This is a genomic window from Acidovorax radicis, assembly GCF_020510705.1.
In the GTDB taxonomy this organism is placed as follows: Bacteria; Pseudomonadota; Gammaproteobacteria; order Burkholderiales; family Burkholderiaceae_C; genus Acidovorax; species Acidovorax radicis_A.
This window is the reverse complement of the sequence record NZ_CP075184.1, coordinates 2,151,868-2,169,359: the sequence shown is the minus strand read 5'-3', so window position 1 is coordinate 2,169,359 and position 17,492 is coordinate 2,151,868. Positions and strand designations below refer to the sequence as shown.

General features: G+C 63.1%; 17 protein-coding genes. All 17 read right to left on the bottom strand.

The features are described 5' to 3' along the window. Nucleotides 1-741, bottom strand: a complete 741-nt coding sequence (gene modA, locus KI609_RS09875) for a molybdate ABC transporter substrate-binding protein (protein ID WP_226449558.1) — start codon at nucleotides 739-741, stop codon at nucleotides 1-3. 11 nt (nucleotides 742-752) lie between these two features. After that, nucleotides 753-1,175 (bottom strand): ExbD/TolR family protein, encoded by a 423-nt coding sequence (locus KI609_RS09870; RefSeq protein WP_226449556.1) that lies wholly within the window; start codon nucleotides 1,173-1,175, stop codon nucleotides 753-755. Further along, nucleotides 1,175-1,942, bottom strand: a complete 768-nt coding sequence (locus KI609_RS22905) for a MotA/TolQ/ExbB proton channel family protein (protein WP_319003136.1) — start codon at nucleotides 1,940-1,942, stop codon at nucleotides 1,175-1,177. The genes KI609_RS09870 and KI609_RS22905 overlap by 1 nt, the downstream gene beginning before the upstream one ends. Next, nucleotides 1,942-2,664, bottom strand: coding sequence for an energy transducer TonB (locus KI609_RS09860; RefSeq protein ID WP_226449554.1), 723 nt, complete (start codon nucleotides 2,662-2,664; stop codon nucleotides 1,942-1,944). The genes KI609_RS22905 and KI609_RS09860 overlap by 1 nt, the downstream gene beginning before the upstream one ends. Beyond that, on the bottom strand, nucleotides 2,664-3,530 hold the full coding sequence (locus KI609_RS09855; RefSeq protein ID WP_226449552.1) for a DUF364 domain-containing protein: 867 nt from the start codon (nucleotides 3,528-3,530) through the stop codon (nucleotides 2,664-2,666). Before KI609_RS09855 ends, KI609_RS09860 begins: the two co-directional genes overlap by 1 nt. Nucleotides 3,531-3,539: 9 nt before the next feature. Next, nucleotides 3,540-4,586: a hypothetical protein gene (locus KI609_RS09850; RefSeq protein ID WP_226449550.1), complete on the bottom strand. Its 1,047-nt coding sequence runs from the start codon at nucleotides 4,584-4,586 to the stop codon at nucleotides 3,540-3,542. A gap of 29 nt (nucleotides 4,587-4,615) precedes the next feature. After that, nucleotides 4,616-5,641 carry an ABC transporter substrate-binding protein gene (locus tag KI609_RS09845; protein ID WP_226449548.1) on the bottom strand — a complete coding sequence of 342 codons (1,026 nt, stop codon included), beginning with the start codon at nucleotides 5,639-5,641 and terminating at the stop codon, nucleotides 4,616-4,618. Nucleotides 5,642-5,659: 18 nt separating this feature from the next. Then, a complete protein-coding gene (locus KI609_RS09840) occupies nucleotides 5,660-6,424 on the bottom strand; it encodes an ABC transporter ATP-binding protein (RefSeq protein WP_413463399.1) in 765 nt (254 codons plus the stop codon). After that, nucleotides 6,415-7,506, bottom strand: a complete 1,092-nt coding sequence (locus KI609_RS09835; protein WP_226449544.1) for a FecCD family ABC transporter permease — start codon at nucleotides 7,504-7,506, stop codon at nucleotides 6,415-6,417. Before KI609_RS09835 ends, KI609_RS09840 begins: the two co-directional genes overlap by 10 nt. A 14-nt stretch (nucleotides 7,507-7,520) precedes the next feature. Next, nucleotides 7,521-9,785, bottom strand: a complete 2,265-nt coding sequence (locus tag KI609_RS09830; RefSeq protein ID WP_226449543.1) for a TonB-dependent receptor — start codon at nucleotides 9,783-9,785, stop codon at nucleotides 7,521-7,523. A gap of 189 nt (nucleotides 9,786-9,974) precedes the next feature. Next, nucleotides 9,975-10,760, bottom strand: coding sequence for a class I SAM-dependent methyltransferase (locus tag KI609_RS09825; protein ID WP_226449542.1), 786 nt, complete (start codon nucleotides 10,758-10,760; stop codon nucleotides 9,975-9,977). Between the two features lie 7 nt (nucleotides 10,761-10,767). Further along, nucleotides 10,768-11,583: an ABC transporter ATP-binding protein gene (locus tag KI609_RS09820; RefSeq protein ID WP_226449541.1), complete on the bottom strand. Its 816-nt coding sequence runs from the start codon at nucleotides 11,581-11,583 to the stop codon at nucleotides 10,768-10,770. Continuing rightward, entirely contained in the window at nucleotides 11,580-12,641 is a 1,062-nt protein-coding gene (locus KI609_RS09815) for a FecCD family ABC transporter permease (RefSeq protein ID WP_413463398.1), read from the bottom strand. Before KI609_RS09815 ends, KI609_RS09820 begins: the two co-directional genes overlap by 4 nt. A 73-nt stretch (nucleotides 12,642-12,714) precedes the next feature. Further along, nucleotides 12,715-13,770: an iron ABC transporter substrate-binding protein gene (locus tag KI609_RS09810; RefSeq protein WP_226449540.1), complete on the bottom strand. Its 1,056-nt coding sequence runs from the start codon at nucleotides 13,768-13,770 to the stop codon at nucleotides 12,715-12,717. After that, complete coding sequence (locus KI609_RS09805; protein WP_226449539.1) at nucleotides 13,767-14,327, bottom strand: DUF2478 domain-containing protein; 561 nt, start codon at nucleotides 14,325-14,327, stop codon at nucleotides 13,767-13,769. Before KI609_RS09805 ends, KI609_RS09810 begins: the two co-directional genes overlap by 4 nt. Beyond that, nucleotides 14,324-15,205, bottom strand: a complete 882-nt coding sequence (locus KI609_RS09800) for a tungsten ABC transporter permease (RefSeq protein WP_199562957.1) — start codon at nucleotides 15,203-15,205, stop codon at nucleotides 14,324-14,326. Before KI609_RS09800 ends, KI609_RS09805 begins: the two co-directional genes overlap by 4 nt. Then, nucleotides 15,186-17,186 carry a TonB-dependent receptor plug domain-containing protein gene (locus KI609_RS09795; RefSeq protein WP_413463397.1) on the bottom strand — a complete coding sequence of 667 codons (2,001 nt, stop codon included), beginning with the start codon at nucleotides 17,184-17,186 and terminating at the stop codon, nucleotides 15,186-15,188. The genes KI609_RS09800 and KI609_RS09795 overlap by 20 nt, the downstream gene beginning before the upstream one ends. Between the last annotated feature and the right edge of the window lie 306 nt (nucleotides 17,187-17,492).

The following is a 17,492-nucleotide window of genomic DNA, read 5'->3' as shown; positions in this document are numbered from 1 at the left end:
TCACAGGCCGTGGCGCTCCAGCACGCGCCGCGCCTCGGGGGTTGCCAGGTAGTTGAGAAAGGAGCGAGCACCAGCGCTGCCGCTGCGCCCTTTGATCACGCCAACGCTCAGCTCGATGGGGTCGTAGCAGCTGCCCGGCACATCCAAGCGCGCATACGCGCGCCCGTCCAGCGCCAGCGCCTCGGTCAGGTTGATGAAGCCGGCATCCACCTCGCCGGTGGCCACGTAGGTGCTTACCTGCGGTACCGTGGCCACTTCCAGCAGCTTGTCGGCCAGCGCGTGGTCCAGGCCCAGGCGCTGCAGGCAGGTGGCGGCAGCGTTGCCATACACCGCCTTGGTCCGGTCGGGCAGCGCAATGCGCTTGAAACGAGGCTCTTTCAGCTCAGCGATAGTGCCGATGGCCTGGCCGCGCGCCAGCACCAAAACCAGCCGACCCTGACCAAGCAACACATAGCGCTCGGCCAGTTGCATGGGCTCCATGAACACCCGGTCACCAACGATGAATGCGACGTCGGGATTCTGCTGCGCCTGCGTCTCGACCTGCTTCATATTCCCGAAGCTGGCTTCCGCGCGGACGCCACTGACCTTGCTGAAGTTCGCCAATAGCTCCAGCACGGGTTTGCGATAGCCTGCGCCTGCAGCGAGCAGCACGCTATCGGCAGCCCGAATGGGGCTCGACGTCAGGACCAGCATGGCAATAAGAAGATGGCGCAACAGCATCAGGTTTTTCCAGGTTTTCATGAAATAGTGGTTCAAGGCGACATCGCAGGTTGAGTCACGAAACCGACACGCGTCAGGCCATGGCGCGCGAGCGCGGACAAGGTTCGGGCCATGTCGCCATAAGGTACGGCTTCATCGCCTTTCAGATGCACTTCGGTATCTGGTGCTCTGGCGGCGAGTTGGTCCGCGCGTTGCTCCAGTTCGGTGCGCGTGATGGGCACGCCGTTCCAATGCAATTGACCCTCTTTCTGCACCACAATTTCGATGCGCTCGGCCTTGCTCACATTGGGGCGGCTACTGGCCTGCGGCAATTCCAGCTTGACGGCATGTGTGAGCAAGGGCGCCGTGACGATGAAAACCACCAGCAGCACCAGCATGACATCCACCAAGGGGATGATGTTGATTTCAGAGGTGGGACGGCCCGCGCCGCCCGCACCCAGTGTTCCGAGTCCCATCACACGGCCTTTGCAAGATGCAGGGGCTTGGCGCCCGGCTCCACCAAAGGATATGGCGCGATCGAATTGGCCCCTGGCGTGCTGCGCACCAGCGGTGCGCCAGTCACGACCATGGTGAGCACGTCGTGGCCGAAGGCATCGAGCTGGCACAACGCTACACGGTTGCGCCGCCCCAGGGCGTTGTAGCCCAGCACGGCGGGAATCGCTACGGCCAGGCCGATGGCGGTCATGATGAGTGCCTCGCCCACAGGGCCAGCCACCTTGTCCAACGTGCCCTGGCCCGAGATGCCGATCGCCAGCAAGGCGTGATAAATCCCCCAGACGGTGCCCAACAGGCCGACGAAGGGGGCTGTGGACCCGACAGAGGCCAGAACGGTCAGGCCCCGTTCCATGCGCTGCGCCTCATCCTCGATGCCCTGGCGCAGGACGCGGGTCAGAAACTCCGATAAACCACCGGCCCGGTCGATATGGCTGGCATCGTGGGCGTCGTAGTGGCGAACGGAATCGAGTGCCAGATAAACCAGCCGCGTGCAAGGCACATCAGCGGCTGAAGACAGGCCTGCGATGGCTTCTGGAAAGTTAATAGCCCGGTGGAATCGGGCCAGAAACGCCTGGCTTTGGCGGCGCACCCGAAAGTTATCGATCAAGCGGTCAACAATCAGTCCCCAGGTGACCACAGAGGCCACTAGCATGAAGCCAAGGATGAACCGGGCGACCACGTCGGCCTGCCCTAGAAAATGGGGAAACCCCAGCATGGAGTCATTCATTACGAAACCCTCATTACAAAAGAAACGGGCACCAGCACCCAGGCGGCAACCACTTCATCGCCGCGCCGTGCCGGCACGAAACGCCAGCCCTGCACCGCGTACATCGCAGCGCGGTCCAGCCGGTCAAAGCCGGACGAGGTCTTGATCTCGACACGCTCAGCACGCCCCTTTACAGAGACGTACACACGCAGCGTCACCCGGCCTTCTTCACCCATGCGCCGCGATGCCGGTGGGTATTGCGGCGCTGGGTTCTCAAGGTAGTTGGCGTTGAAGACCGGTGGCACCAACGGTGTCGGCGGCGCCGCAGGCGCGGCGATGACCGGCCCAGGATCCACCGCCGCAGCAGGAGTCGGCTCTACCGGCGCAGGAGCCGCCACAAAAGACGCCGGAGCCGCATCGGCACGCGGTACAGCCGCAAGTACAGGGGCGGGACGCGGCGGTGGCAGCACACGCTGCCTCTTCGGTGGCGATTGGGGTGCCGGTGGTTTGGGCTGCTCGGGTGGTGCCACCGGCAACGACTGGTGCAATATCAGGCTCGCCTGAATGACCTGGTCAAGCGCCTGGCGCGCCTGCGGCGAAATACTGAGCACCAAGGCCACCACCACACCATGCACCAGCACGACTGCCAGCCATGCGCTCGCGCGGCGTGGCAAGCGCGCAGCACAGCGGGGCACTGCCGGAGTTGGGCCCAGCCCGTACATGAACTCTTCAGCAACAAACATCACGCACGCGGGCGTAAACGCAGGGTGACGCGCTCGACCGTCTTGCCAAAGAAGTGATAACCCGACCCGCCTTCGGCCAACAAGTCGAGCAATACATCGGGGTCTAGAACACGTGTTCCGCCGACCACGGTGACGCCACGCTGCGCGAAAGGCTCCGTCACCAGCGTGGCCGTCGGCCCAATGATGGCGGCCTCAGCCCCTGGGCGCAGCAACCTCAGAAGGCCATCCAGGGAGCCATTGACGAGTGTGGTGCCCGTCGTGATGAAGACATCGGCTTGTGGAATCACCTCGGGGGCCCGCTCTGCAGGCATGTAGAACGGCAACTCCTCGGGTTTGAGCGTGGAGAGATCAAGCTCCAGTACATGGAAAGGTTGCCCGCGTTTGCGTAGTTCCCGCATGTAGGGAGGAAAGGCGCCCACCAACGCAACCTGCTGGCCGGGTGCCAGCGGCAAGGCATCGAAGGCATCGCCCGTGTGCAATTCCACGTGTGCAGGCGGCCCATCGCGCAGCCACAACGTCTCGGCCAATGCGTTGAGCGTCGCAATGGCGAGTGCGCGGCGCAGGTCCTGCGTGCGGTAAAGGTCTTCCAGCACATCGACCGCACGGCGTCCGGCAATCTTGCCCGGTGTAGGCATGGCCTTGGCCGAACTGGGACAGCACACAGCCTCCGGCACACTTTTGATGGGTGTGGCGCACAAGCCGCCAGCACCGTTGTTGAGTCTGACTCCGGTAAAGAAGATGCCCATGACGGCACGCTCGATCACCAGGGTCTCGACTTGATCGCCCAGGCGGTCAACTACGGCTCCGTGCAGTTCGGACAATAACGAGGTGGTACGGGGCTTATTGCAGGTTGCGAGGTTTTGCATGGTGCACCTTCAGCAGCCGCGCCCGCCACCTGGGCGGCGGGCGAAATGAAGCTTGGTATTGCCAAAATCGCCAGCCAGATCGGCACGTTCTGCGCCAATAAGCCCGGCATCTTCAAGCCGTTGACAGAACTTCTCGACACCACACAGGGGGTGGCTATCGGTAAGCACCGCTTTGTCTAGGTCACGCAATCCGCCAGGGGCAGACTCGCAGGCCTCGAGGCAGAACCAGTGCGCGCAACACAGCTCCCCCCCCGGCGCCAAGCGCGCCGCGGCTGCGGCCAATGCATCGGTCATGAACTTTCGTACCGGATACAGGCTGTGAAACAACACCACCTTGTCAAAGGTCTCGTGGGTCACAGAATCCAGCGGTGTACCCACCAGTACCTGGCAACGCTCAGCCACATCACATTCGAGCAATGCCTTTTCCGTGCGCTGCTGCGCGCCGGGCGCCACGACCACCTCTGCACGCAGTTCGGGAAATCGCTGGCACAACGCAGCCGCCAGCAGACCATCACCACCGTCAAAACACAGAAGCGTTTTCAGAGCCGCTCCGCCGCATCCCTGCCCGCTTCGCGATGCGAGGGCAGCCGCCAGTTGCTGGGCCTCGGTAAGGAATGGATGCAAGGCCAGTGTTTGTGGTGCCTGCCATGTTTTGGGCGGCCAGCCCTCCGTCATGAATGCCTGCATGTCTGCCCAGCCATTGGACGACACCAGCAGTGCTTCGAGCGTAGCCGCCTGGCACCATGGGCTGCTGGCCGCCAAAGCCTCTTTCATGCCCACAGGCAAGGTGTAGGCTGTCGCCTCACGCGCCAGGAGGCCAAGGTCTTCCAGCACCTGCAGGAACGCGCCCAAATGTGCACCCCGCAGGTTCAATGCGGCGCCAATGGTGGCCTTCTCTGCGGGGCCGTTCGCTTCCAGCCAGTCGAAAAGGCCGCTTCCATAGCCAGCCAACAAAACCTGAAATTCCTTGAAGCCATTGACAATGCCACGCACAGTGGCGAGCGCAGGCGGCGCTTTCAGTGTGGCGAGTTCGGTTCTTTCAATTACCAGATCCATTTTCAAACTCCGATTTCATGTGAATGCGGTCAGCGGGTGACCGGCAGACCACGTGGCCCACCTGCCAGGATTTCGTCGACCTGGGCCGCAGACAGGTCGATACCGAAAAGGTCGCTATAAAAGCGCTGCGTCTCCTGCTGGATGGAAACGTGGGCAAAAATGCGCGGGTGAAACCGAGTGGCCGCCCATAACACGGTGAGCGGCTGTTCAGAAGTTCGATTGCTCCAGGTATGTGCACCGCAAGGGGCCACCAGCACGCTGCCCGAATGCACAGCCTTGAGACCTGCAAAACGTGGTTCTTGCAAAACGGCTGCAGCCTCTTCATGGCCAGAAACAATCAAGAAATCTGGATCCCAAGCCAGCAATTGCTCCAGCGTGAAACTGCGTGTTTCCATTTGGCGGCCGTCATCTGTCACGCTGTCGCCACCGGCAGCGCGAATCCACCATTCGGCGATCAGGTGGGGTTGGCGCAACGTAGCGGGACTGAAATACAGCACGCGCGGCCGTTTGGGCGCCTCTCTCTGCAATACCGCATCGACCCGGCCCAAGATTTCGTCAAAGCGCGCTGCATAGCGCGCAGCTGCCTCAGGCTTGTTGAACAATTGCCCCAGCAAGCGCACTACGGCTTTGACGTCCTCAGGCTTTCGCCATGCGAGGTACAAGGCCGACAGGCCTGTGCGGTTGAGAGTCTCCGCTGTGGCGCGGTCCATCGTCAACACCACATCGGGCGCTGCCTGCATCAGTGCTTCCAGGTTTGGCGCATAGTCAGGGCTTTGCATGGATGGCAGCAGTACCGTATGGGGCGCAAAAACCGCTTGATAGCCCCACCGAGGCTTTTGCGCGAATACGGGCAATCCATTGACGATGCGCCGGCCCTCGCCCACCGCAAACACCAGGCTGTTGAGCACAGGGACAGAACCCACAGTCGCGACATGTTCGATCTGCACCGGTACGGTGGCGGTACGGCCCGCCATGTCCTGCAGCGTGCGCACAGGCGCGGCGTGCACCCAGGGTGCGCACCACAAGAAGCACATGAGAAGAAGTCGGGCAATCATCAAAAGCCTCCTGAACCATCAAAGTCGCAAGACGCAGGCCACGGCCTGCGCATCTTGTTGCAGTACATCCACCGCCGTGCCGTACAACGCGGCCAGGGTGTGTGCCTGCAGCACCTCTTGCGCGGGCCCGGTGGCCGCCAGCCGCCCAGCAGAAATCGCCACCACTTGGGCATTGAGCAGCAGCGCATGTTCTGGCTGGTGCGTGGTCATCAGCACCGTCATGCCATCGGCGGCCAAGTCACGGATGGTGCGCAACACCCGCGCCTGGTTACCCAGGTCCAGGCTGGCTGTCGGTTCATCCATGATGAAAAGCTGCGGCTGTTGGGCCAGTGCCCGGGCGATCAGTGCCAATTGACGCTCACCACCGCTGACCCGGTTGAATGGACGGGTTGCCAAGTGAGGGATACCTACACGCGCCAGCGCAGCGTGGGCAATGTGTGTGTCGTGCCGACCCGGCAAGGCCAGGGGTGGCAAATGGGGGGTGCGCCCCATCAAGACGGTGTCAAGCAGCGACAGACCACTGTCGCCTGCGGCTTGCGGCACATATGCCATCTTGCGGGCCATCTCGCGTGTGGCGGTATAGGCCTGGCCGTCGATGCGCACCTCTCCACGTTCTGTTTTCAGCGCTCCAATCAAGCAACGCAGCAACGTCGTCTTGCCGGTGCCATTGGGGCCGAGCAGGCACAGGATTTGCCCTGCGTTCAGTTGCAGATCGATCCCATCGAGCACGGGCGGTAGCCCCGGTGCACGGCGGTATGCCAAGTCTTTGACGGTCAAGACCATTGGCGCCTCGCCCGCATCAAGACGGCAACGAAGACCGGCGCACCCAGCACCGCCGTGACAATGCCCAGAGGCAGCTCGGATGCAAACGCACTGCGGCACAGGTCGTCCACTAGCAACAGGTAGCCTGCCCCCATCAACGCCGAAGTCGGCAATAAAACGGCGTAGGCGGGGCCGACCAACAAGCGCGCCAGGTGCGGCACCAGCAAACCTACCCAACCCACCGTGCCGGAGATGCTGACCGCCGCAGCCGTCATCAACGTGGCCGCCAGAATCAGCAACGCGCGCAGGGCGCGTACCGGTATACCCATGGTGCGGGCCTCGTCATCCCCAGCCTCCAGCACCTGGGTCGGCCAGCGCAGCAAGAACAGCGAAGCCATGCCGGCCAGCGCAAACGGCGCAGCCCACGCGAGATCCGTCGTAGTAACCCGCCCGAGGCTACCCATCAACCAGAACACGATGGCAGGCAAAGTATCCAGGGGATCGGCCACGTATTTGAGCGCCGAAGTAAATGCCATGAACAGGGCCGAGACCACCATCCCCGCCAATACCAGCACCAGCGCGGAGCCTTGACCCAAGCGACCCGCAATGAACATGGCCGCGCCCACCGCCAACACACCGCCCGCGAATGCCGAGCCCTGCACCATCAACGCGCCCGCATGCAACAGCATGGCCAACGCGGCTCCAAACCCGGCACCTGCAGAGACGCCCAGGATGGCGGGTGACGCCAAGGGGTTGCGAAACAGCGTCTGGTAGGCGGCACCGGCCGCAGCCAGGCTCGCGCCGACCAGCATCGCGGCAAGAACGCGCGGCAAACGGACGGATAAAACGACGTTGTCCACCATCAGCGGTTGCCCAGAGTCAGTGCCTGACAGCGCTGCCCATAACACCTTCAACACCGTTCGGGATGACAGCGGGTAGTGACCCAAGCCCATCGAAAAGACAGCAAGGGCCAAAACACATAGCCCCAGTAATACCAGCGGCGCCAGTCGCTGGCGGACTGACACGAAAGACGGGCGACCGATATGCGGCACGGGCATCGCGTCAAGACGCAGCCTGGCATCCAAGGCGTTGGAATGATCCATGTGCTCTCCGCGACTCAAAACTTCCCGCTTACCGTGAGCACCACCGCACGCGGAGTGCCCGGCAAGTAGGTAGGGAGGCCACCTACGGCGTAATCCGACGTATTTATGAGGCCGATGTAGCGCCGGTCAAAGAGGTTAGAGATGCTCAGGCCAATGTCCAGGCGATTGAACCCCAAAAGGTTCCGGGCCTGATAATCAATGCCCAGATCGGCCACGGTGTATCCGGAGACCACCTGTTTTTCCTCGGTATCGCCAAAGCGCTTGCCCGTGAACCGAACAGAGGGTGCGATCGACCAAGGTCCTATCCGCCATACGGCACCCACCTTGGCCATGTGCTTGGGCGCGTCCTGCATCTGCATGCCCTTGACGTTGACTACTTTGTTGCTGCCCGTGAGGGCGTCGTCGTCATAAACCGCCTGGTTGTAGGCGTACGAGAAGTACACATCCAGGTTTCTGAGTGGTGCAGCCCCCACCTCCAGCTCCAGACCGTTGGCGTGGGCCCGCGTTACGCTTTGGTGGTAGGCGACGCCCACGGCAGGATCAAACAGACTCAGCTGTTTGTTTTTGTAGCGGGTATGGAAGAACGTCGGTGCGATATAGGCGCTCCCTACATCAAAGCGTGCTCCCAGATCGAAGTTGTCCGATATTTCTGGTTGCAACTTGTACCAGAGGTCATTGAAACGGATACCTGCGGCATCAAAGGCAGCGCGGTTAGAAGTGAAAGCGCTGGCCACTGAGCCCCAGTTCTGGCGGCCGTAGGTGCGGCCATAGCTTCCCCGTAAAAGTGCTGTATCGGCCAGTGGATAGGTAAAACCAAGGTTTGGAAGTGCTTCCTGGAACGTGCGGCCGGTCGAATACATGCCTGCATCAGGCTGCGGCTTGTGGTCGAAAACTGACCCATAAGACACATCGGGCGCGGTTTTTCCAAGGTAGTACGCGAACGATGGATCGCGGTAAATCATGTACCGCAATCCCGCCGTCAACTCCGCCTTGCCAAGATGTGTCGTCGCCGAGATATAGGGGTTGTTGTAGATATGGCGCGTGGTTTTCGCCAAGGTGCTCCACTGCTCAAAGCGCAGACTGCCATCGGGCTGGATGCGATACAAGCGCTGGGAAGTGGGTGGTGGTGGTGCCGAGCTGCTTTGGTACCAATAGCCTACGGTCAAGTTACCCCAGCCATGCTTGGATTCATGGCGCAAATCAAACCCATAGGTATCGTGAACGATCTCCCACCACGTCACGCCTGGAGCACCCAGGGTGTTGGCGCTGCCCGAGAGCGAGTAACCAGTCTCTTTCCAGTAATAGGGCTTGAACACAAGGCTGGCATCCTCACCCGTGCGCAAGGTGGTTTTGCCGAGCAATGCGTTGTTGGTGAAGTCCTGGCGATTGAAGCCGTAGTAAAGCGCATCGGTGGCAGGTTTTCCTGTCAGCGCTCCATTGAACTCCACGTTCCTGTAAGAGGAAGGGGCCTGCACTTGTGCGTAGCTCAATGCTCGGTAGTCGTTCCAGCCCACCTTGTGGTGAACGCCGGTCAATTCGATGGCCAGGCGTTCGTTGACGTCCGTTTGCACTCCAAATTCAACGTTGGTACGGCTCTGATCGCCGGGGCCGCGCCATTTGTCGCTTCCCATGTCCGAAGCAGATACAAAGAAACGCAGAGGAGCAGACAGCTGCCCTGAATCAACCCGTACAAAAGTGCGGCGGAACTTGTCTGATCCAAAAGACTGGGAGGCCTCAACACCAAACGCCTTCTCCGGCCCGCGCAGCGTCATGTCTACCACTGACGAATTGGAAAAACCAAGGCCACTACCCGCCGGTACAGCACCCCGAAAAAGAGTGATGTCATTCATGTTCTCCATGTCGAACAAGTCGCCGCCACCTTTGCCACTGGCAAATCCCGGCTCCCCGGCGATGGGCAGGCCGTTGACAGTGCGACCTATATGCGAAGCACTCTTTCCGCGCACGCGCATGCTCAACTTGTTGCCCAGGCCATTGGAGTCTGCACTTTGCAGATTGACCGAAGGAGCCATTTGCAGGGCCTTCCAAGGATTACTTTGTGCGGGGCCACCCAATGTCCGAATGCCCTCGCGGCCAATCGTGGTGGCGGTATTGGCACGGCTATCGGGCGGCAGCACCATGGGTGCGGGTGCCTCACCGCTCACCGTGACTTCTTCGAGCAAGGCATCAGACCTATCGGCTTTGCCCGGATCCGCTGCCATGGAAAGGGTCGGCGCCCCACAGATCAATAGGGCGATGGCAGTAGCTATCGGGGTACGCATGAGCAATGTCCTCTGAGAATGAAAATTTCTGGAATTCGGCTACTGAGGCCTCGATGGAGCGGCCGCGTTCTCAACCCCTGCCAGCGCTACCGGCGTAAACCCAAGTTCCGCCAGACGCCGCTGGCCAGCGGGCGAAAGGATGTAGAGAGCCAAATCCGATGCCCTCGGATTGGCCGTACGTGCGAATGCTTATTTCTCCCACGAAATGAACGCCCAACGCATGGGGCTTCCCATGCGTTCATTGGGTGTGGCGCGCTCATACCAGGCATGCAGGCGACAGATTTCGTAAGCATCGAGCTCCCCCATCGACCAAGCCACCCGGCGCGCGAAGTCATCAAAATCCACCGCATCAGCGAGTCGGTTTTCGTGCGCGATGTAGTCCAGCCGAGGGTGGACACCCATGCGGTGCAGGATGTTCAGCAGGTAGATGTAGTCGGGCACGCTGGGCACCTGGCGGCCGATGACGGCCTGGATGGCCGGGTCGGTGAAATGGCCACCGACCAGGTGCGTGAGGTAAACGCGCAGGCGCGCCTTGGCGTGCAGACGCTCTAGCGCAGTGGAAATGTCATCCACCGTGGTCGAGCGTGAAGCGACCACGATGTCGCACTGCGGCACGTCGCTCCAGCATTCTTCCCAAGCGCGGTGCAAGGTTTCGACATTGCTCAACCTCATCTCTGCGGCTTTGGCACGCATAGCTTCCAGCATGGCGCAGCTGTAGTCCAGACCGACCACGCGCTGCAACTGCCCGGCTACCGCCAAACCAATCGTGCCAGGGCCGCAACCCACGTCGAGCAGAGAATGCGCGCCGGTCAGATCCATACGCCCGATGAATTCGTCAGCATAGCTGCTGCGCAGCGCCTTGCTTGCCATGTCTGCGGCGCGGCGATCCCAAGCGCTTGCATCTTTTCGGGTACGCTGGGTGGTGGCCAGGTGGTCGCGGTAGAGACGGCCAAAGTCGATAGCTTCGATGGTCATACAGGGCTCATAAGGATGGTGATGGTGGGGAGGTGTTCAGGCTGGCGACCAAGCTCGCGGCCACAGCGCGTTCGCTCACGCCGTACAAGGCGGCCAGGCGTTCGGGTGTCGCGGTGCTGGCAGGTGTGCCGACGGCCACCAGGCGGCCACCGCCGAGCAAGGCAATGCGATCAGCAATGCGCAGCGCGTGTTCGGGCTGGTGGGTGGAGAGCAGCACAGCCATGCCTTGCTGGCGCAGCTGGGCGATGTGTTCGAGCACGCGGATCTGGTTGCCAAAGTCGAGGCTGGCGGTGGGCTCGTCCATCACCAGCAGCACGGGCTCTTGCGCCAGCGCGCGGGCAATCAGCACCAGTTGGCGCTCGCCGCCGCTGATGGCGGTGTAGATGCGCTGGCGCAGGTGGGCGATGCCGAGGGTGTGCAGGCAATGCAGGGCATGGTCGCGGTCTTGCTGCGCAGGCGCTGCAAAACGGCCAATGCGGGCGGCGCGGCCCATCAGCACCACGTCTTCGACCGTGTACGGAAAGATGCCGGCGTGCGCCTGCGGCACATAACCCACATGGCGCGCAAAGGCACTGCGGGGCCACGCGGCCACGGGCTCGCCCAACACACGCACCTCCCCCGCCAGCGGCGCCAGCAGGCCGAGCAACGTGCGGAACAAGGTGGTCTTGCCGCTGCCGTTGGGCCCCAACAAACACAGCACCTCCCCAGGGACCATGGCAAAGTTCAGGTCGGTGCCCACGCGGCGCTGGCCGTGGCCGATGGCCAATGCGCAGGCTTCCAGCACGGGCAACGTGGCGGAATTGGCTTGCGGCACGGCGCTCATTCGCCCCGCCCCGGCCGCGCCAGCAAGAACAAAAAGAACGGTGCACCCACCAGCGCCGTGAGGATGCCCAATGGCAGCTCGATGCTGGCGACGGTGCGCGCCAGCGTGTCGGTGGCCACCAGAAAACCGCCGCCCAGCAGCAGCGACGCGGGCAGCAGACGCGCAAAGTTGGGCCCCACCAACAGCCGCGCCACATGGGGAACCACCAGGCCAATCCAGCCGATGATGCCGGTCAGCGACACCGCCGCCGCCGTGCTCAAAGTGGCAGCCGCCACCAGCAGCAGACGCAGGCGCACGACGGAGATGCCCAACGCCTGCGCTTCTTCGTCGGCCAGGCTCAGCAGGTTCATGCGCCAGCGCAAGAGCGCCATGGGCACCAGCCCCACCAGCATGACGGGCGCCGTCACCGCGAGGTCGGCCGTGGTCACGGCGTTCAGGCCACCCAGCAGCCAGAAGGTGATGGAAGGCAGTTGCGTGGTCGGGTCGGCCAATATCTTGATGAGCGAAATGCCGGCGCCCAATAGCGCGCCCACGGCAATGCCTGCAAGCACCAGCACCAGCACCGGGTCGTGCCGCCGCACCAGCCCCGCCACGCCCACCACCGTGCCGACTGCGAGCAATCCGCCCACGAAGGCCAGCGCCTGCACCACCGCCAGCGGCAGGCCCAGGTAGATGCCCAGCACCGCGCCCAACCCGGCACCGGCCGACACGCCCAGGATGTCGGGCGAGACCAGCGGGTTGCGAAACATGCCCTGGTAAGCCGCGCCCGCCGCCGCCAGCCCCGCGCCCACCAACAACCCGGCGGCAACGCGCGGCAGGCGGATATTCCAGACCACGGTTTCCTGGGCGGGCGAGAGGCCCGATTCCGTCCCCGTGATGCGCGCCAGCACGGCGCGCAACAGGTCGGCCGGGGCCATGGGGAACTTGCCGAGCGCAAACGCGGCGACCACCACGGCCGCCAGCAGCACGCCCGCCACGGCCCAGGGCAGCCAGATGGCCGGGGCGGGCGGGCAGAGCGCGGCGCTCGCCTGCCGGGCTTCTTTCACGCAGGCAGTCATGGGCTTAAAACTACCGAATTGATAGCTGTTCGCGCTTGACACATAAGCGCTAGAGGCCAATTTATTATCAATTTCACGCCGCACCTTCCAGCAAGGCCGCCACCGCTTTCGGCGACAGATCTGCGCCGTAGAACAGGCGGTAAAAGCGCTGCACAGCCACGGGCAAAGGTTCGAGCGCACGCACCGCCGGATGTGCGGGGTGCAGCAGTTGCACCAGCCAATGCACTCCGATGAGCCGGTTCACACCGGGCGGGCCATCGAGCCAGCCAAACGGCATGCTGGGCGCGCAGTGCACGCGACGCTTCCGCACGGCGGTGAGCGATTGCCACAGCGGGTCGCTCAAGGCACGGCGCGCAAAGGCAGGGTCTTGGGTGACGATGACCTCCGAGTCCCAGCCCAATATCTGCTCCATCGAGACGCGGGTGAGCGAGCCCTTGCCGGCGGCAGCGGCAACGTTGCGGCCCCCGGCAAAGTCCAGCACCTCGAGGTTGATGGAGCCTTCCAGCCCGGTCTCCAGCCCGTCGGCGCTGCGGCCAAAGTACACGCGCGGGCGCTCGCCCGGCGGCACGGTGGCACGCACCTGGGCCGCCAGCGCCAGCACCGTGTCGGCATAGGCGGCCAGGTGTTGGCCGCGTTCGGCCACGCCCAGCAGTTGCCCTACTTCGCGCAGCTGCGCTGGGTGGTCGGCCAGGCGGCCGTGCACCAGCACGCAGGGCAGGCCCGTTTGCTCGGTCACGCGCTGCGCGGCCGAGATGTAGGTGGCGCCGGCCGTGCCGGAGTCGAGGATCACATCGGGCTGCAACTGCACCAGGGTTTCCATGGGCACTGTGCTGCCCCGCCCGGCCAGGCGTCCGACAAAAGGAAGATCGCGCAGCGGCGCACCGAGCAGGCCACGGGCGGCGTCGCTCAACTGCAGCGGCCAGCCCACCAGTTTTTCAGGGGCCAGAGCGGCCAGCAGCACGCCCGCAGGCGCACCCGCTGCAAACACCCGGCGCACGCGCTCGGGCGGTGGCAGCTTGCCAAAGCGGGCCGCGATGGTGCTGCCCGTCGGGCCTGCCCAGGCGGGTACCCCCCACCAGGCAGCGGCCAGCCAGGGCAGGCCCGATTGCAAAAGGAGGCGTCGCTTCATCGCTCCTCCCACTCCATCGCCGTTTGGTTCTTTTGCATGTCGATGGCCAGGGAAAACCAACTTTGCAGCGCAGAAACGCGGGGCGGCAACTCTTCGCCCAACCCGCCGGTGAAGCGGCGCCAGGCGGGCAAATGTTTCTCACTTACCACGGTCATCAGGGGGCACTCGTCCGCCATCAGCGCCAGCAGCTCGGCGGCAAAACCACCGCCCGCCGCCTCCAGCGCGCCAAAACGGTTGACCACGGTCAGATCAACCCGATCGCGCAGCGCCTGGCGCAGCGTACCGCTGGCTTGCGCCACACCGGCAGGGTCGATGCAACACGATTGCGACTGCGCGCCCAGGTCTTGCGAGATGGAAAACTCCTCTCCGGTGCGCAGGTCCTGCAAAAGCATCCATTTGCCGCCCCCAGGGCGCACCCGATGGGCCTGCACCACACCGCCCACACACCAGCCCTGGGCCTGGAGGCTGCGGCAGAAGTCGGCAAGCAAGCTATCGGCACCGCCAAGATGGTCGGGGTGCACGATGGCGGCCAGAAGGGATGGCTGGATCACGTTCATGGTTTTGTTTCCTCGTAACTTGCGGGAACCGTGTTGCGGCCAAAAATCCAGGTGCCGGTGGCAGGCGGCTGTGCCTGCAGCAGTGCGGCCTGCCCGGCTGTAGACACCAGATGGTCGGCCAGTTGCTCGGCACGGCGGCGTGTTTCCGCAGAGGCAGGATGGCGTGGGCCGGGGGTCAACACCACATAAGGTCTGCGCATGAGCGGGTCGCCCTGCAGCAGCACCTCGATACCGGGCGCAGCCATCCTGCCGAACGCCACGGGGATATGGCCCACCACGGCATACGCACCCAGGGCGGCCGCCTGCTGCAATACGTCCTGTGGTGTGTTACCCGTGTCGATGCGCGCCCAGCGGGCATCGGGCCGGATGCCTGCGCGGCGCCACAGGCGCTGCACTACGGAGTAGCTGCCGGGGTCACGAAATGCGATAAATGACGCCTTGGCGTTGGCAATGCGGCGCAATGCGTCCTGTCCATCGCGTGCGTTGCGCACCTGGGCTGGGTCGGCAGCGGGCCCGACCAGCACATGTTCGTTCCAGGCCCAGACGCGCACCGGCGCCGCCAATGCGCTGGCCTCCAGGGCCATGGCCTCGTCGCTTGCGTGGATCAAGAGCACATCGACATCACCGCGTGCAAACACGGGCACCACACCCTCTTTGGGACTGGCGGCCACGGTGAGCACCTGCACCCCCAAGGCTTTGCCCGCCTGCGTTGCCACCCGGGGCCAGACGCCGCTGAGCACCAGCCCACCCACCGCAGCCACGCGCACGGCGGGCAGCACCGCAGGTGTTTGCGCCTGTGCGCAGGCCGCGCCCAGCAGTACGCAGGCCAGCGCCCTGCGGCAAACGGTGTGCCAGCGATTAGAAACGGTAGCTGCCACGAACAAACCAGGTGCGTCCGGGCAGCGGGAAGCCATCCGACAGTTCATACCATTTGTCGCCGAGGTTGCTCACCCCAAAGTCCAGCGCCATGTCTTTGCGCGGCTTCCAGGTGGCCTTCACTCCCACAATCCCAAAGCCAGCCAGGTCGCGGTAGATGGTCTTGCCCGATCCGGCAAAAGCGACCTTGCGGCCTTGCTCGGTCTCCAGCGTGGCGCGCAGCTCCCAGGCATCGCTGGGCGCCCAGGTGAGTGCCGTGTACAGGCGGTGGCGCGGTGTGTCGGTGAGCTGCACGCTCGCATCGCTGAGGTTGCGGCGTGCCAGATAGGTGTAGGCACCGGTCAGCGTCCACTGGCGCGCAAGGGCCTGGTCGAGCGACAGCTCCAGCCCCGCGTGGCGCGCGCGGCCCACGTTCTGGGCCTGTGCGCAGGTGTTGCTGCCCTCGCCACAGGTGCCCACCGGCGCCGCCACATAGACGTTTTGCATCAGGTCGGTGATGCGGCTGTAGAACACCGCCGCCTGGCCTTTGCCACCGGCCCAGGGAGCACCCTTGATGCCCAGCTCCAGGTGATTGGCCACCTCGGGCTTGAGGTCGGGGTTGGGCAGCGCCGAGCCCATGCGGGCAGAATAGCGGTCCTTGATGGTGGGAAAGCGCGTTTTGTGCGAGGCAATGGCATAGGCCTCGCTGCCGTGGTCATCGAGCAGGCGGGTCAACTCGACCAGGCCATTGGTGGCGCTGGTGGAGCCAGTGGGCCAGTCGTACACCTCTTTGGCATCGCGCTTGTCGTGCGACAAGCCCACGCGCAGGCGCCAGTTTTTGGCGAGCGCGATGCTGTCTTCGACCGCCAGCGATGTGGTGGTGTCGCGGTAGTTCTTGGTGGGCGACGAAGGGTTGGAGTCGTTGTGCTTGTCCTCCTTGAGGTGCACGGCCAGGCGCAACTCGTGGTTGGCGAGCGCGTAGTTGGCCAGCTCCAGCGAGGCACCGGTGGAGCTGTCGTTGTACACGCTGGGGAAGCTGGTGTTGTTCAGCTGCGTGGTGTAGCTGGCGTTGCTGAAGGCAAGAATGCTGTTCTTGTAGGTGTCATGGAACACCCGGGCCTTGAGCACATTGTTCTGGCCGATGCGGGTGCTGCTGATGAAGTACACGCTGTCCTTGTCCCAGAAGGGCCACTGCCAGTAGCGGATGCCGCTGGTGGACTGGCCGGTGTACACCGGGTTGCCTTTTTCGCCGTCCTGGCGCACGTAGCCCAGCGCATATTCGTCGGTCGCATTGGGCGTGAGGCCCACTTTGAACGACAGGCGCTGGTCGGTGCGGTAGGCGTTTTCGCGCTGGCTGCCGGTGTCGGTGGGTTTGGCCTTGTAATCCTTGAAGCCCTTGGGCAGCGGAAAGCCGTCGGCATCCAGGTACGACAGGCCCAACTGCGCGTACCAAGCACCCTGCTGGGTGCCGAGGTTGATCGCACCCATTTTTTCGGAACCCGAGCCCACGCCCAGCCGCACATCGCCTTCAAAAACGCGCACCGGCTTGCGCGTGACGAGGTTGATCGCGCCGCCCAGGGTGTTGGGGCCATAAAGCAGCGATGCGCCACTGGTGGCCACACGGATCTCGGCCAGATCAAACGTGGTGAACCGCCCAAAGTCCACATAGCCGTCGTAGGGCACATAGAGCGGCACGCCATCGACAAACATGGGCACCTGGCGCGCATCAAAACCGCGCAGATACACCGTGTCCTCGTTGCGGCTATTGCGGGACAAACTGACACCGGGCATCTTGGAAACCGCCGCCCCCACCGTGTCACTCCCCGTGTTCTGTATTTCTTGCTTTTCAACGATGCGCTCATCCCCTGAAGACACATCGCCTGCACGATCCCCTGCACGCCCCGTAACCACCACCGTTCCCAATTCAAAGGCCCCCTCGGCGGCCACTGCGGGCAAGGCGGTGGAGAAAGCCAGAACGATATGCACCACCAAAGGCCGAACCACATGGCACGTCCTACTCCCACTATTGTGGCGAAGCATCACATTCGCGTGTGCTCTCGTGGCGGCATATCCGTTTTTTTCAAACACGCTTTTCTCCCTCATTTTTCATTCCTTTTCATTTGGCGCCGTGTACAAATGCTTGCGAAAAGCACATCAAATGACGGATAAGAAACCATAAATTTTCACATCGACATGTTTTTGAAAACATAACGATACCCAAAAAAAACCTCGCGGATCTGATAACCATCAAAAAAGATTGAAAGTTCCGCTCATGACATTGATGTCCATTCGCACGTATCGATGTGGTTG

Excerpts from the sequence above, each read along its gene's own strand:
- modA (WP_226449558.1), bottom strand. The coding sequence starts at position 741 with ATGAAAACCTGGAAAAACCTGATGCTGTTGCGCCATCTTCTTATTGCC.
- KI609_RS09870 (WP_226449556.1), bottom strand. The coding sequence starts at position 1,175 with ATGGGACTCGGAACACTGGGTGCGGGCGGCGCGGGCCGTCCCACCTCT.
- KI609_RS22905 (WP_319003136.1), bottom strand. The coding sequence starts at position 1,942 with ATGAATGACTCCATGCTGGGGTTTCCCCATTTTCTAGGGCAGGCCGAC.
- KI609_RS09860 (WP_226449554.1), bottom strand. The coding sequence starts at position 2,664 with ATGTTTGTTGCTGAAGAGTTCATGTACGGGCTGGGCCCAACTCCGGCA.
- KI609_RS09855 (WP_226449552.1), bottom strand. The coding sequence starts at position 3,530 with ATGCAAAACCTCGCAACCTGCAATAAGCCCCGTACCACCTCGTTATTG.
- KI609_RS09850 (WP_226449550.1), bottom strand. The coding sequence starts at position 4,586 with ATGGATCTGGTAATTGAAAGAACCGAACTCGCCACACTGAAAGCGCCG.
- KI609_RS09845 (WP_226449548.1), bottom strand. The coding sequence starts at position 5,641 with ATGATTGCCCGACTTCTTCTCATGTGCTTCTTGTGGTGCGCACCCTGG.
- KI609_RS09840 (WP_413463399.1), bottom strand. The coding sequence starts at position 6,424 with ATGGTCTTGACCGTCAAAGACTTGGCATACCGCCGTGCACCGGGGCTA.
- KI609_RS09835 (WP_226449544.1), bottom strand. The coding sequence starts at position 7,506 with ATGGATCATTCCAACGCCTTGGATGCCAGGCTGCGTCTTGACGCGATG.
- KI609_RS09830 (WP_226449543.1), bottom strand. The coding sequence starts at position 9,785 with ATGCGTACCCCGATAGCTACTGCCATCGCCCTATTGATCTGTGGGGCG.
- KI609_RS09825 (WP_226449542.1), bottom strand. The coding sequence starts at position 10,760 with ATGACCATCGAAGCTATCGACTTTGGCCGTCTCTACCGCGACCACCTG.
- KI609_RS09820 (WP_226449541.1), bottom strand. The coding sequence starts at position 11,583 with ATGAGCGCCGTGCCGCAAGCCAATTCCGCCACGTTGCCCGTGCTGGAA.
- KI609_RS09815 (WP_413463398.1), bottom strand. The coding sequence starts at position 12,641 with ATGACTGCCTGCGTGAAAGAAGCCCGGCAGGCGAGCGCCGCGCTCTGC.
- KI609_RS09810 (WP_226449540.1), bottom strand. The coding sequence starts at position 13,770 with ATGAAGCGACGCCTCCTTTTGCAATCGGGCCTGCCCTGGCTGGCCGCT.
- KI609_RS09805 (WP_226449539.1), bottom strand. The coding sequence starts at position 14,327 with ATGAACGTGATCCAGCCATCCCTTCTGGCCGCCATCGTGCACCCCGAC.